This window comes from Streptomyces blattellae (genome assembly GCF_009709555.1).
Classification (GTDB): domain Bacteria; phylum Actinomycetota; class Actinomycetes; order Streptomycetales; family Streptomycetaceae; genus Streptomyces; species Streptomyces blattellae.
Map to the genome: position 1 here is coordinate 1 of NZ_WJBG01000140.1, position 13,785 is coordinate 13,785.

The following is a 13,785-nucleotide window of genomic DNA, read 5'->3' on the forward strand; positions in this document are numbered from 1 at the left end:
TGAACCGCCCCGGCTCGAATGGAGACTCGATTTCGTGAAAGGATCGAGTCATGGCACGACCTTCCTCCTATCCGCTTGAGCTGCGCCGTCGCGCGGTGCGCATGGTCGCCGAAGTTCGCGGCGACTACCCGACCGAGTCCGCCGCGATCAAGGCCGTGGCCGAGAAACTGGGCATCGGCTCGAATGAGACGCTGCGCAAGTGGGTGCGGCAGGACCAGGTCGACTCCGGGCAGCGGCCGGGGACGACGACGGAGGAGTCCGCGCAGATCAAGGCGTTGAAGAGGGAGAACGCTGAACTCAAGCGGGCGAACGAGATCCTGAAGGCTGCGGCGAGTTTCTTCGCGGCCGAGCTCGACCGGCCACACCTGCGCTCGTAGCGTTCATCGACGAGCACCGGGACCGCTTCGGCGGTGTCGAGCCGATCTGCCGCGTGCTGTCCGAGCACGATTGCAAGATCGCCCCATCCACCTACTACGCCCACAAGAAACGACTCCAGAACCCGTCCGCGCGAACCGTGCGGGACGAGGAACTCAAGGAGCTGATCCAGGAGGTCTACACGTCCAACTTCCGTGTCTACGGGGCAAGGAAGATCTGGCGCGAGCTGAACCGCCAGGGCCACCGGGTGGCCCGCTGCACCGTCGAGCGGCTGATGCGCGAGATGGGCATCGCCGGCGCCGTGCGGGGCAAGAGAGTGATCACCACGATCCCCGACGAAACGGCCGACCGGGCACCGGACCGGGTGGACCGCAAGTTCGTCGCCGACGCACCGAACCGCTGCTGGGTCGCCGACTTCACGCATGTGGCCACGTGGGCGGGGGTCGTCTACGTCGCCTTCGTCGTGGACACCTTCTCCCGCCGCATCGTCGGCTGGTCCGCCTCCACCTCCAAAGAGACCCAACTCGTCCTGGATGCATTGGAGATGGGGCTTTGGCAGCGCGACCGTGAAGGCCGCCCCCACATCCCTGGCGAGCTGATTCATCACTCAGATGCGGGCAGCCAGTACACGTCGTTCAAGCTCGCCGAACACCTCGACGCCGCCGGCATCGCGGCCTCGATCGGCTCGGTCGGCGACGCCTACGACAACGCGCTGATGGAGTCGACGATCGGCCTGTACAAGACCGAGATCATCAAGCCCCGCCGCCCCTGGAAGACCCTGAGCGAGGTCGAGCTGGCTACCGCCGAATGGGTTGACTGGTACTGCCACCGCCGACTCCACGGTGAAATAGGCCACATCCCGCCCGTCGAATACGAGACCAACTACTACCTGGGAACCACGAAACACCAGGTCACAACAACCATCTGAGATCTCTATCGAACTCGGGGCGGTTCACACTCCCGGGTGACCTGGATCCAGGCACTCGACTTCGCCGAGTCCGTGGCCGAACGCGACGGCGCCCTCATCCACCTCACCGCGCCCGGGCACGTCCCCCGGCCCGCCCCCACGGACTTCGCCGAGGCGGCCGGCGCCTACGCGCGGGCGATGCGAACCCTCGCCCAGCACGTCCCCGTCGTCGGCCTCGACGCGGCCGAACTCGCTCACCCGCCCCGCCAGGACGGCTGCGCACACCGCGAACTCGGGCGGAACAAGCAGCAGTTGACGGTACGTTGGTAATCGACCTCGTGACGCACGGCAGGAGAACTCCCATGGCAGACGGCCGGCCCGCCCCCGACCAGGAAGCACTGTCCAAGATCGACACCACGGTGCCGCATTCCGCCCGCATCTGGAACTACTGGATGGGAGGCAAGGACAACTACGAAGTCGACCGGATCGCGGGCGACGCCTACCGCGAGACCGCCCCGAACATCGAGACCATGGCCCGCGCCTCCCGCCAGTACCTGATCCGCTCCGTGACCTTCGTGGCGGGCGAACTCGGCATCCGGCAGTTCCTCGACATCGGCACCGGCCTGCCCACGTACGACAACACCCACCAGGTCGCGCAGCGGATGGCGCCCGAGTCCCGCATCGTCTACGCCGACAACGACCCGCTGGTCCTCCGGCACGCCCAGGCCCTGCTCACCAGCACCCCCGACGGCGTCACCGAGTACGTCGACGCGGACCTGCACGAACCGGAGAAGATCCTGGAAGCGGCAGGCCGGATCCTGGACTTCGACCAGCCGGTCGCCCTCATGCTCATGGGCATCCTCGGCCACATCCAGGACTACGAGGAAGCCAAGTCCATCGTCCACCGCCTCCAGGCGGCCCTGTGTCCCGGCAGCTACTTCGTGCACTACGACAGCACGGACACGGACGAGGAACTCAAGCGGGCCCAGCAGGGCTACGACGACACCGGCGCCATCCCGTACGTCCTGCGCAGCCCTGAGCAGCTCGCCGCGTACTACGAGGGCCTGGAACTGCTCGAACCCGGCATCGTCTCCTGCCCCCTGTGGCACCCCGAGCCCGGCACCACGCCCGAGCCCACCGACGTCTACGGCGGGGTGGCCCGCAAGCCCTGACCCACCCGCCCAGCGGCGGCCGGGGGGCGGACCCGGGCTGTGGCCGGCTGGTCCCGGGAGCTTCAGATCCACGTGTCGAGCCACATCCTGGCCCGCCAGTCGGCGTACGGGATGGTCTGCCCCGTGTAGACCGGGAAGAAGTAGATGAAGTTCCAGGCGATGAGCAGCACGAGCACACCGGCCGCCACCCCGCCCTGTATGCGGCGCTTGCGGGCCGCCCCCGGCGGCCCCAGCACCGCTCCCAGCATCATCGTCACGGCCAGGCACAGATACGGCACGAAGACGACGGCGTAGAAGGAGAAGATCGTGCGGTCCTGGTACAGGAACCAGGGCAGATAACCGGCGCTCACCGCGCACAGGATGGCGCCGGCACGCCAGTCGCGGCGCAGTGCCCACCGATAGAGCAGGTATACGAGGGCGCAGCAGGCCGACCACCACAGCAGTGGCGTGCCGAGTGCGAGGATGGTCTGTGCGCAGTCGGTCGTCGTGCCGCAGCCGTCCTTGCCGGGTGCCGGCGACTCGTAGTGGAAGAGCACGGGGCGGCCGAGGACCAGCCAACTCCAGGGGTTGGACTCGTACTTGTGGGGAGTGTGCAGCCCCACGTTGAACTGGTACACCCCGTACTCGTAGTGCCACAGGCTGCGCAGCGGAGCCGGGATCCACGACCATGTGCCGCCGCGGCCGTCCGCCCAGTGGCGTCCGTAGCCGTCGTCGGACAGGAACCAGCCGGTCCATGTCACCAGATACGTCGCCCCAGCGACCACCACGAGGGACAGCGCCGACCAGCCGAGTTCCTTGCGCAACACCGCCCGGTAGGGGTGGCGGGCGCCCGCCACGCGGCGGGAGCCGACGTCCCACAGCAGGGTCAGGACCACGAAGAAGGCCAGGAAATACGGGCCGCTCCATTTGCTGGAGGCCGCGAGTCCCAGGAAGAGGCCGGCCGCGAGCCGCCAGGGACGCACGCACTCCCGTCCCGGCATGGTCACCGGTGTGCGCGTCCGGTCGCACACGGCCGTCCTCACCGACCGGCAACGCCGCCGCGAGCCGGGCCCGTGCCCGGTCCCGGTCGATCAGCAGGCATCCGAACGCCGCCAGGGCGAAGAACATGACGACGAGGTCCAGCAGGGCGGTACGGCTCATCACCACGTGCAGACCGTCCACCGCCAGCAGCGCGCCCGCCAGGCAGCCCAGCATCGTCGAGCGGAACAGGCGGCGGCCTATTCGGCACAGCATCAGCACCGACAGCGTGCCCAGGACCGCCGTCATGAAGCGCCAGCCGAACGGATCGAGGCCGAACATCCACTCGCCGAGGGCGATCATCCACTTGCCCACGGGCGGGTGTGCGACGAAGGCTCCGGTGTCGGAGAGCGGGATCGCCTGGGGGTCCGCGAGTATCTGCGGGTCGGAGACCTTGCGGTCCGGCCAGGTGCCCTCGTAGCCGGACTGCAGCAGGGACCAGGCGTCCTTGGCGTAGTAGGTCTCGTCGAAGACGAAGGCCTGCGGGCGGCCGAGCTGCCAGAAACGTATCGCTCCGGCCAATACGGCGACGAGTACCGGCCCCAGCCAGCCTGTCGCCTTCCCGAGGCGGTAGGCCGGCGCCGGGCTGAGGCCCATGGATTCCCAGAGACGAGTGGACGGCTTCGGAAAGGGCGGAACCAGGCGTTCACGGGTGTCGGTCCGGGGGCGTCCGGTGTACCCGAACTGGCGAATGCGCCAACGCCAGTTGTCGGGCGGCGGCGTCGGGCGGGTGCCGTCGAGGACAGGGGAACGGGGCGCGTTGCTACTCGTCACCGGATGACCTTAAGTGTCACCGGATGACCTTAAGTGTCACCGGATGACCTTGAGCAGTGACGTGTGGGGTGGGGTGGACGCAGCTCGCCCGGGGCGGCGTCCGAATCCCACCGGTTTCCGCCGATGGTGGGGCAGGTGCCGGGCGAGATCAGCTCCGGCAGGCGCATCCCGTGGCGCTCTTGGCCGCGGCGACGGTGAGGGAGTGGTCGGTCGGCTGCTCGGCCGGTGTGCAGCAGGCGGTGACGCCGCAGCAGGAGTCGTCCGCCTCGGGCGTCGCGGTGGCGGGCTTGGCGGCGCGGACGATGGCGGAGTGCATGCCGTCGGCGAAGGAGTGGGTCGGGGTGATCTCGATGTCCGTGAAGCCGGCGGCCTCCAGGCCCGCGCGGTATTCGGCGAAGGACAGGGCTCCCGCGACGCAGCCGGCGTAATCGCCGCGCTCGGCGCGCTGCCCGGTGGTGAGGGTGTCGTCGGCGACGACGTCGGAGACACCGATCCGGCCACCGGGCCTGAGCACGCGGAAGGTCTCGGCGAAGACGGCGGGCTTGTCGACGGACAGGTTGATGACGCAGTTGGAGATCACCACGTCGATGGTGTTCGCGGGCAGCGGGATGGCTTCGATGGTGCCTTTGAGGAACTCGACATTGGTCGCGCCCGCCTTCTCGGCGTTGGCCAGGGCGAGGGCGAGCATCTCCTCGGTCATGTCCAGTCCGTACGCCTTGCCCGTCGGCCCTACGCGGCGGCCGGAGAGCAGGACGTCGATGCCGCCGCCGGAACCGAGGTCCAGAACCCGCTCGCCCTCGCGCAGTTCGGCGACGGCGGTGGGGTTGCCGCAGCCGAGAGAGGCGGCGACGGCCTCGGCGGGCAGCGCGTCGCGCTCGTCGGCGGCGTACAGGGTGGAGCCGAAGTTCTCGTCGACCTCGACCGGCTGCGGGCCGCAGCAGGCGCTGCTGCCTTCGGCGACCTGCACGGCCGCCGCCGCGTACCGCCGACGGACGGTTTCGCGCAGGTCGGTGGACTGCTCGTTCATGACTCACTCCCAGATGACGGGGTGCGGTGCGGCCTCGGAGCGGCCTGCATTGATGTCTATCGATGTTTCTTGACGCAAGCTTGCGCCTTGAATCGAAAAACGTCAACATAGAGGTATGTCGAAACAAGAGCTTGAGGTGATCGGCCAGGACGCCGCCTGCTGCCCGGGGCTGTCCGCCGCGCCGCTGGACGAGGACCAGGCCGCCGACCTGGCAAAGGTCTTCAAGGCCCTGGGTGACCCGGTCCGGCTGCGTCTGATGTCGCTGATCGCCTCGCGCGGGGCCGGTGGTGAGGTCTGCGTGTGCGAGCTGACGCCGGCCTTCGACCTGTCCCAGCCGACGATCTCCCACCACCTCAAGCTGCTGCGGCAGGCCGGGCTCATCGACTGCGAGCGGCGCGGGACCTGGGTCTACTACTGGGTGCTGCCCGGCGTACTCGACCGGCTCGCCGGGTTCCTGGCCACCTCGCAGACCGCCGGAACCGGCGCGTGAGCGCGCCGCTCGGCCGTCGGGTCGCCGCCGAGGTGATCGGGACCGGGCTGCTGGTCGCCGTGGTGGTCGGCTCCGGCATCCAGGCCACGGAGCTGTCGCGCGATGTCGGCGTGCAGTTGCTCGCCAACTCCCTCGCCACCGTCTTCGGTCTGGGCGTGCTGATCGTTCTGCTCGGGCCGGTGTCCGGCGCGCACTTCAACCCCGTCGTCACCCTCGCCGCCTGGTTCACCGGCCGCCGTGACCCGGACGGCCTCAGCCTGCGTGACGTCGCCGCGTACGTGCCTGCCCAGATCGCCGGTGCCATAGGCGGCGCGGTCCTGGCCAATGCCATGTTCGCCGAGCCGCCGGTCACGTTCTCCACCCACGACCGGTCCGCCGGGCACCTGTGGCTCGGCGAGGCGGTCGCGACCGCCGGGCTCCTCCTCGTGATCTTCGGGCTGGCCCGCGTCCGCCGTGCGAGCATGACGCCGGTCGCCGTGGCCGCGTTCATCGGCTCCGCGTACTGGTTCACCTCGTCCACCTCGTTCGCGAACCCGGCCGTCACCATCGGCCGGACCTTCACCGACTCCTTCGCCGGCATCGCCCCGGACGCCGTGCTCCCGTTCGTCGCCGCCCAACTGGCCGGGGCCGCCCTCGGTCTCGCCCTGCTCCCCGTGCTCTTCGGCCCTCCGACGCTCACCGCAGCGCAGCCCGCCCTCACCGACGGCGAGCCCGGCCTGGCCGCCGCCCGCTGACCCACCCGAAAGACATCCGCCGTGCACACTCCAGCTCAGCGTCCGTCCGTGCTCTTCGTCTGCGTCCACAACGCCGGCCGATCCCAGATGGCAGCCGCCTTCCTCACCCACCTCGCGGGCGACCGCATCGAGGTCCGCTCCGCCGGCTCCGCCCCGGCCGACGCGGTCAACCCGGCCGTGGTGGAAGCGATGCGCGAGGTCGGCGTCGACATCTCCGCCCAGACCCCGAAGGTCCTGACGACGGAGGCGGTCCAGGCATCCGATGTCGTGATCACCATGGGGTGCGGCGACGCGTGTCCCGTCTTCCCCGGCAAGCGCTACCTCGACTGGCAGCTCGACGACCCTGCCGGGCAGGGCGTCGAGGCCGTGCGCCCCATCCGCGACGCGATCGAGACACGCGTCCGGACACTGATCTCGGACGTGGCACCCGGCTGACGGCCGGCGGACCGCCGCCGGACCCATGGCCGACGCGGTCCGAGGCCGACCGGCTGCGGGGGCCCGGTGGTTGGGCCGGGAGTCAGGGCTTGACGTGGTCCGCAGAGCGGCTGGGAGAGCTGGTGTGGGACCGAGTGCCGCTCGCTTCGTGGGATGCCCGGTGGCCGTAGGGTCGTCGGGGTGCCGCTGCGACGGTGCGGGCCGTTACCGGACGGCTGCCGCGTTCCTCGCGCGGGCGCGAGGCGGTCTCCCCGCGGAGCGACGGTCCGGCGGAGCGACGGTCCGGCGGAGCGACGGTCCGGCGGAGCGACGGTCCGGCGGACGGCCTGCCGAAGGAGCGGTCCGGGTGGGATGCGGCTCGATCGGTCAGGAGGGCCCATGTCAGGACCGTTCGAAGCGGTGATCGAGGTCGATCGTCCCGTCGAGAAGGTCTTCGCCTGCCTCGCCGACGGACGCAACGATCCGCAGTTCAGTCGAAGAACAGCGTGACGGCACGCGAAGGCGGATACGCCCTGGAGCCGCTGACCGACCGCACGACCCGGGTCCGCTTCTTCAACACTCCGGAAGGCCACGGACTGGGCAAGCTCATCGTCGGCCTGGCGCTCGCCGCCGCCCGCAAGGACGCCGACAGCTTCGGCGCGCGGATCAAGTCAGCAGCCGAGGCGGCGATCGGCCCGGACTGACGCGCGTGCGGTGCACTGCACATGCCTGCACAACTCCCCTCTCCGCTCCGCAGGTTGCGGCCCGGAGACCGGCGCCACGGGCCTGGTGACGACGGTCGCTGACGGCTACGTTGACAGAGCGGGAACCGAGTTGGACGACGCGGCGGGCTTGGGGGGACGGGATGAAACGGCGGTGGCGGCTCGGCGTGGCGGTGGCCGCAGGGGCGGCGGCGCTGCTGCTGCTCACGGGGTGCGGCACCCCGACGGATTACAGCGAGATCGTCACGTTCACCGACGAGCACGGCCGTGTCTGCACCGCGGCGGTGGTCGTCGACCAGGAGCAGAACGAGGGCGACGACTACGAGATCTCCAGCCTCGACTGCGACTACCCCCCGGAGGGCCAGACACCGGGTCCCACCCGCTACGCGCCGCTGCCGGAGCGGGATACGGAGTAGCCGGCCTCAGCGGATGCCCAGCGGGCGGCGGATGTCCTCCGCGTGCACGATCGTCTCGCCGGGCATCGCGCGGACGGGGCAGTTCCGGTTCTGTGCTGCTGGGGAGTCTCCGGTCAGGGGCCAGGTCCGCGTCGCACCGGACGGGTAGCGGGTGGGCGGCGTCCCGAGCGGACGTCTTGGCGCAGGCGCACGTTCACGGCGCACGGCTGGGAGCCGCACCGATCCAGCGGTGATACGCGTCCACGTCGACGTTGCCGCCGCACACGATGGTGACGACGTGCCGGCCGGCGAAGCGGTCGCGGTCTTCGAGGATCGCCGCGATGCCGAGCGCGGCCGACGGTTCGACGACGAGGCCGGCGTGGTCGAGGAGCATCCGCATACCGGCGACGATCGACGCCTCCTGGACGAGGACGGCGTCGTCGGCGACCAGGAGCAAGTCGTCCAGGACGGCCGGGATGGGACACCGGCCGGCGACCCCGTCGGCGATGGTGTCGGTCGAGTCGGTGGTGACCACGCGCCGTTGGCGCCACGACCGGGTCATCGCCGGTGCGCCCAGCGGCTGGACGCATATCACCTCGACGTCGGGCGCCGACGCCTTCAGCACATGCCCCACACCGGTGGCCAGCGCCCCGCCGCCCAGAGCGATCAGCACGGCGTCGCACGACGGCACCGTGTCCACCAGTTCCAGGCCGATGGTCGCCGCGCCCTCGCAGGTCTCGATGTCCAGGCTGTCCTCGACCAGCCGGATGCCCTCGTACCGCGCGATGGCCGCCGCCCGCTCGCGAGCCGTCTCGTGGTCGCCGTCCACCAGTTCCAGCCTGGCACCCAACGCGCGGATGCGATCAAGCTTGGCCACGGTCGCGAAGCGGGATGCGACGACGGTCACGTCGAGTCCCCGGCCGCGACCGGACCACGCCAGGGCCTGGCCGAGGTTGCCCGCGCTGGCGCACACCACGGACCGCGAGCCGTCGTCGGCTAGCATGCTCGCAACCACCTCGGTGCCACGGGCCTTGAAGCTGCGGACCGGGTTCGCCGTTTCGAGCTTGATGCTCACGGTGCATCCGAGGCGGGGCACGAGTGGCTCGCAGGGGTACAGCGGAGTGTCGAGAAAGACCGGGTCGATCACCCGCCGGGCCGCCCGGATCCGAGCGGTGTCGAGGCGTGTCTCCTGCATGACACGGCAGCCTAGCGCCGCCGGCGCTGTTCCCTTCGTGAAGGTACTGCGCGACCGCGGTGTGGCCTTCGACCAGCCCGACCCACAGGAATACACGTTCGGTGTCCGTATAGAGGCGGTGGATCCGGACGGCAACCGAAGCTCGCCGCGCCGGCGCAACCAGCCAGGCAGCAGCGACAACTGACCGCCCGTAGGCCCCGTGCGGTCGGCGCCGTCGGCTTCTGTCTCCTACGGCGGCGCCGGAGCGCGCGCGTGCATATACCTGCCGGTTTGATGCGCGGGCGCTCGCCCCATACGGGGAATTGAGCCCCGGCCGTCTGTTCGCGGCACCCGGCACCCGATGCACTGGGGCATCAACCGATCAGCCACATCTGTAATTCCAGCCCAGCGAACCCACGATCACCTCAGGTCACCCCGAACAGCCCCGGACGGGCAGTGCAGTACATCGGCGCACTACTAGGAGGCTTTGATGGCGCTCACGCAGTGGACGAGGTCAATGGAGTGGCTGGCCGCGTCGTCGGAGGATCCCCGCGCCTGCAAGGAGGAGTGGCAGAACGGCAGCACCGGGGTCACACTGCTCGCCGCCGGACGGTTCTGGGACGTGCTGGTCGTGCCGGAAGAGCTCGGCCTGCGCGTCGCCGAGCTCCTGGAAGACCTGCCCCTGCTCAATCCCGGCCCCTGCCTGCTGGATACCCGACGCCGTCATGTGGGCTTCCTCCTGCCCCCGGAGCCGCATGCCGTATGGATCGGCACCGGACTGCGCCTTCTCGGCAGGGGAACCTGGATCGCCGCTCCCGCGCCGCACTGCCGCTGGGGCGCGCTGCGCTGGATCCTCCCGCCGGACGGCACCGGGACGCTGACCATGCCCGAAGTCCTGGAAGTGGCCCTGCAGCGGTGCGCGAGCGAGCTGTCCCGCCTCCAAGGTCTCCCGGCCCTTCCCGGATCCGCCGCCCACGGCCGAACGACGACGTCAGACGCCCCGTGGCTCGATGGCCCGCCCGTGTCCGTCTGCGGCCCGGCCGACTCCGGGACGTTCACATCCGCACAGCGGGGAGTCGTGAGGAGGCTCAACGGCGAGCAGAGTCCGGCGACCGCGCCCCGCCGACGCCTCACGCGACGCCCGGAGCGTCCAGTTGTGCCTGCGTGGAGCGAAGGGCAATGACTGGCAGGCCACGTCATGGCCCAGATGCGCGCGCACCGCACTGTGCTCATCGGCTCGCCCCGGCCCCGGCTATGGCCCGGACACCACCCTCGACCGGGCTCCCCGGGCGTGCCCGGCGAAAAGGCACCGAGGCTCGCACGCCGCCGAGGTGTACGCGCAGGCGGGCCCGAGGAGGTGCTGCCCTTCCTGGGCGGACGGCGCGGACGCCGCGGACGGCGCGGATTGACGGGCGGCGGTGCCCGATGGCGTCCCGCCGGGTGGTGTAGTCGATCAAGCTGGCGGAATCCCCAGGTCGCGGCCCGAATCGCCCTCACCGGAGGCCCTGTTGAGGCTCGCCGGGCAGGGACCAGTGGTGATCGCACGACGGCTGGCAGCGGCACGTACCGGACGGCTCCAGAGCGGAAGCGACGGACCGTGATCGGCCACACCACGACCGGGGACACTACCCGGTGCCCGCCTGCCCCACGAGGGCGACGTCCATGGCGTCCCCGGCAGAAACCCCGCCCTCGGGCAGGCCGTCGGCCTCACCGACCTCGGCGGTGACCGCCGGGCCGAACTCGTCGTGTGACCGCCGGGCCGAACTCGTCGGGTGACCGCCGGGCCGAACTCGTCGGGTGGGCGCCGGGTGACGACGCCGACCCGGCTCGGCGTGGCTGCTGCCCGGCTCCGCCGCCGGCCCCTCCCCCGGGGCGTCACAGCCTGCACGGCGGTTCCTTCGGCGACCCGGGCTGGGGGATCGCCCGCCGGCACGGGCGCCTCGCGGGAGTGTCCCGCCCGCGTCACATGTTGATCATGTGGCCGGCGAGCCCGTGAAGGGCCTCCTTGACCGCCTCGCCCAGCGTCGGATGGCCGTGCACGTTGCGGGCGACCTCGTGGACGGTCAGGTCCCACTGCTGGGCGAGGGTCAACTCCGGGAGCAGCTCGGTGACTTCGGGGCCGATCAGGTGGGCGCCGAGGAGTTCGCCGTACCGGGCGTCGCTGAGGATCTTCACGAAGCCCGCGGTGTCGCCCAGGCCGTGCGACTTGCCGTTGGCGGTGAACGGGAACTTCGCCACCTTGACGTCGAAGCCCTGCTCGCGGGCCTGCGCCTCGGTCCAGCCGAAGCTGGCGATCTGCGGCTGGCAGTAGGTCGCGCGCGGAATCATCACGTAGTCGAGCTCCATCGTCTCCGCGTCGGCGATCGTCTCGGCCGCCACGATGCCCATCGACTCTGCGGCGTGGGCGAGCATCAGCTTGGCTGTCACATCGCCGATGGCGAAGATGTGCGGAACGCTCGTGCGGCAGCGGGCGTCGATGTCGATCGCCCCGCGGTCGGTGAGCTTCACGCCTGTGTTCTCCAGGCCATAACCCTGCACCCGCGGCTGGAAGCCGATGGCCTGGAGCACCTTCCCGGCCTGAAGGGTCTGCCGCTGGCCGCCCGTGGTCACCATGACCTTGACCGAGTCGCCGGAGTCGTTGATCGCCTCGACCCGGGTGGAGGTCAGCACATTGATGCCGAGCCGCTTGTAACGGCGGGTCAGTTCCGCGGAGACCTCCTCGTCCTCCAGCGGGACGATGCGGTCGAGGAACTCGACGAGCGTGACCTGCACGCCGTAGTTGTGCAGGACGTACGCGAATTCGACGCCGATCGCGCCGGCGCCCGCGATGATGACGCTCTCCGGGAGCGTGTCGGACAGGATCTGCTCCTCGTACGTCACCACGCGCTCGCTGAGCGAGGTGCCGGGCAGCAGTTTCGTGGTGGCGCCGGCGGCGATGACGCAGTGGCCGAAGGTGACGGTCGCCGTGCCGCCGTCGGTGAGGGAGACCTGGAGGGTGCGGTCGTCGCTGAAGGTGCCGCGGCCGGTGTACTGGGTGATCTTGTTCTTCTTCATCAGGTAGTGGACGCCCTTGACGCGTCCGTCGGCCACCTTGCGGCTGCGGGTGAACGCCGCACCGTAGTCGAAGGTCACATCGCCGTTCACCCGGATGCCGAAGGTCTTGGCCTCCTGGGTGAAGATGTGGGCCAGCTCCGCGTTGCGCAGCAGCGCCTTCGACGGGATGCACCCCACGTTGAGGCACACGCCGCCCCAGTACTTCTCCTCGACGATCGCCGTGTTCAGGCCGAGCTGGGCCGCCCTGATCGCTGCCACATATCCCCCGGGGCCGGCGCCCAGGACAACCACGTCAAAGTGTGCGCTCATGCCGGCCAGCCTAGGCCGTTTTCGTTCGGATCATCTGTGCCGTTTCAGCTGATCTGCCACGCCACTGCCGTCCTGGGGGACCGTCACGGCTGGGCGTCTCGACGCCGCCCGAGCTCCATGAGCACACCGCCGTTGGGCCAACCAGGTGAGCATGGCCGAGGCCGCCCGCTCAGGGACGCCGCCTCGCGGGACGGCCCGAGCAAAAGGCCGTACGGTCACACCCGTACCGCCGATCCCCGCTCGCTCATCCGCGGCGCGCACAGGATCCGCTTCCTGCGTACCCGCTTCCCCTCGATCGCCGCGACCGTCAAGCGCGCCGCCTCCACGGCGATCTCGGCCAGGCCCCAGTCCACCGTGGTCAGCGGCGGTGTGAGCACCCGCGACACCGGGTGGTCGTCGAAGCCGACCACGGACACGTCCCGGCCCACTTCCAGGGATGCCTCGGCCGCCGCCCCGTACACGCCGTAGGCCAGTGAGTCGGAGAAGCAGAACACCGCGGTCGCGGACCAGTCGCCGTCCAGGACGCGCCGGGCCACCGCCGTCGCCTCGCCCAACTCCTGCGGGCACGGCACCAGTTCGACCCACAGCCCCAGCCGGCCGGCCGCCTCGCGGACGTACACGTCGGCGGGCCGGCCGGGCGTGCTGGGCCGGGTCGGGGTCAGCACGGTCACGCGGCGGTGGCCGAGTCCGTGCAGATACTCCAGTACGGCGTCGATACCGGCCCGGTTGTCGAAGATGACCTGCCCGGCGGTGCGGGCCCGGCTCAGCGAGTCCCCGACCGCCACCACCGGCAGCGCGTCGGCGATCGCGGCCCAGCCCTCCTCCGAGGGATTGACGGGAGACACGAGCAGTGCGTCGACGCGCTGGTCGCGCAGTTGCTTGGCGAGCGCCAGTTCCCGCTCGGGGTCGCCGCCGGCGTCCAGGATCAGTGCGTAGTGGTCGCTGGCCAGCAGTTCCCGGCCGATGGCCGCCATCAGCTGCTGCTGCCAGAGGTCCTGGAGGTCGCCGGCGAGCACTCCGACCATGCTGGTGCGACCGCTGGCCAGGGCACGGGCGATGGGGTCGGCCTCGTAGCCCAGTTCGGCCGCCGCCTTGCGTACCCGCTCCTCGGTCTCCTTCGAGACCTGCTTGCCGCGCAGGGCATAGGAGACGGCGGCGGTGGAAAGGCCCGTGGCCTCGGCCACCTCGCGGAGGGTGGTGCGCTTGTTGGGCCTGGCCATG

13 protein-coding genes and 2 pseudogenes are annotated in these 13,785 nt (G+C 70.4%); 10 read left to right on the plus strand and 5 right to left on the minus strand.

Annotated elements, in window-relative coordinates:
• Positions 1-50: 50 nt before the first annotated feature.
• The 3 genes from GFH49_RS14660 to GFH49_RS14670 all read left to right on the plus strand — a co-directional run bounded on the left by GFH49_RS14660 (position 51) and on the right by GFH49_RS14670 (position 2,454).
• Positions 51-1,303 (plus strand): IS3 family transposase gene (locus tag GFH49_RS14660; RefSeq protein ID WP_230396121.1). Its coding sequence is split into 2 segments (ribosomal slippage): positions 51-333 and positions 333-1,303, totalling 1,254 coding nucleotides; the frame shifts between segments, so codons are not numbered across the junction.
• Positions 1,304-1,339: 36 nt separating this feature from the next.
• Positions 1,340-1,612, plus strand: coding sequence for a hypothetical protein (locus GFH49_RS14665; RefSeq protein WP_230396297.1), 273 nt, complete (start codon positions 1,340-1,342; stop codon positions 1,610-1,612).
• Positions 1,613-1,644: 32 nt separating this feature from the next.
• Complete coding sequence (locus GFH49_RS14670; RefSeq protein ID WP_155056319.1) at positions 1,645-2,454, plus strand: SAM-dependent methyltransferase; 810 nt, start codon at positions 1,645-1,647, stop codon at positions 2,452-2,454.
• 62 nt (positions 2,455-2,516) lie between these two features.
• On the opposite strand, the pseudogene GFH49_RS14675 reads toward GFH49_RS14670, so the two are convergent.
• Both GFH49_RS14675 and arsM read right to left on the minus strand, forming a co-directional pair.
• Positions 2,517-4,245: pseudogene (locus tag GFH49_RS14675) on the minus strand (dolichyl-phosphate-mannose--protein mannosyltransferase).
• A gap of 148 nt (positions 4,246-4,393) precedes the next feature.
• A complete protein-coding gene (arsM, locus tag GFH49_RS14680; RefSeq protein ID WP_155056320.1) occupies positions 4,394-5,272 on the minus strand; it encodes an arsenite methyltransferase in 879 nt (292 codons plus the stop codon).
• A 115-nt stretch (positions 5,273-5,387) separates the two neighbouring features.
• Between arsM and GFH49_RS14685 the strand changes: the two genes are divergently transcribed.
• From GFH49_RS14685 to GFH49_RS14705, 5 genes and pseudogenes are all read left to right on the plus strand, one after another.
• Positions 5,388-5,762: an ArsR/SmtB family transcription factor gene (locus GFH49_RS14685; protein ID WP_196217984.1), complete on the plus strand. Its 375-nt coding sequence runs from the start codon at positions 5,388-5,390 to the stop codon at positions 5,760-5,762.
• Positions 5,759-6,496, plus strand: a complete 738-nt coding sequence (locus tag GFH49_RS14690) for an aquaporin (RefSeq protein ID WP_196217985.1) — start codon at positions 5,759-5,761, stop codon at positions 6,494-6,496. Before GFH49_RS14685 ends, GFH49_RS14690 begins: the two co-directional genes overlap by 4 nt.
• Positions 6,497-6,583: 87 nt before the next feature.
• Positions 6,584-6,931, plus strand: coding sequence for an arsenate reductase ArsC (locus tag GFH49_RS14695; protein ID WP_230396302.1), 348 nt, complete (start codon positions 6,584-6,586; stop codon positions 6,929-6,931).
• A gap of 378 nt (positions 6,932-7,309) precedes the next feature.
• Positions 7,310-7,614, plus strand: a pseudogene (locus tag GFH49_RS14700) (SRPBCC family protein).
• 161 nt (positions 7,615-7,775) lie between these two features.
• Positions 7,776-8,048, plus strand: a complete 273-nt coding sequence (locus tag GFH49_RS14705; protein WP_196217986.1) for a hypothetical protein — start codon at positions 7,776-7,778, stop codon at positions 8,046-8,048.
• A gap of 193 nt (positions 8,049-8,241) precedes the next feature.
• On the opposite strand, the gene GFH49_RS14710 is transcribed toward GFH49_RS14705, so the two are convergent.
• Positions 8,242-9,222, minus strand: coding sequence for a threonine ammonia-lyase (locus GFH49_RS14710; protein ID WP_155056322.1), 981 nt, complete (start codon positions 9,220-9,222; stop codon positions 8,242-8,244).
• Between GFH49_RS14710 and GFH49_RS14715 the strand changes: the two genes are divergently transcribed.
• Positions 9,221-9,406: a hypothetical protein gene (locus GFH49_RS14715; RefSeq protein WP_155056323.1), complete on the plus strand. Its 186-nt coding sequence runs from the start codon at positions 9,221-9,223 to the stop codon at positions 9,404-9,406. The genes GFH49_RS14710 and GFH49_RS14715 overlap by 2 nt on opposite strands.
• 285 nt (positions 9,407-9,691) lie before the next feature.
• The gene (locus GFH49_RS14720) at positions 9,692-10,384 is read left to right on the plus strand and encodes a hypothetical protein (RefSeq protein WP_230396298.1); all 693 of its coding nucleotides are present in this window, start codon (positions 9,692-9,694) and stop codon (positions 10,382-10,384) included.
• A 779-nt stretch (positions 10,385-11,163) separates the two neighbouring features.
• Here GFH49_RS14720 and lpdA read toward each other — a convergent pair.
• Positions 11,164-12,564 carry a dihydrolipoyl dehydrogenase gene (lpdA, locus tag GFH49_RS14725; protein ID WP_155056324.1) on the minus strand — a complete coding sequence of 467 codons (1,401 nt, stop codon included), beginning with the start codon at positions 12,562-12,564 and terminating at the stop codon, positions 11,164-11,166.
• A gap of 215 nt (positions 12,565-12,779) precedes the next feature.
• Entirely contained in the window at positions 12,780-13,784 is a 1,005-nt protein-coding gene (locus GFH49_RS14730) for a LacI family DNA-binding transcriptional regulator (protein WP_155056325.1), read from the minus strand.
• Position 13,785: the final 1 nt, after the last annotated feature.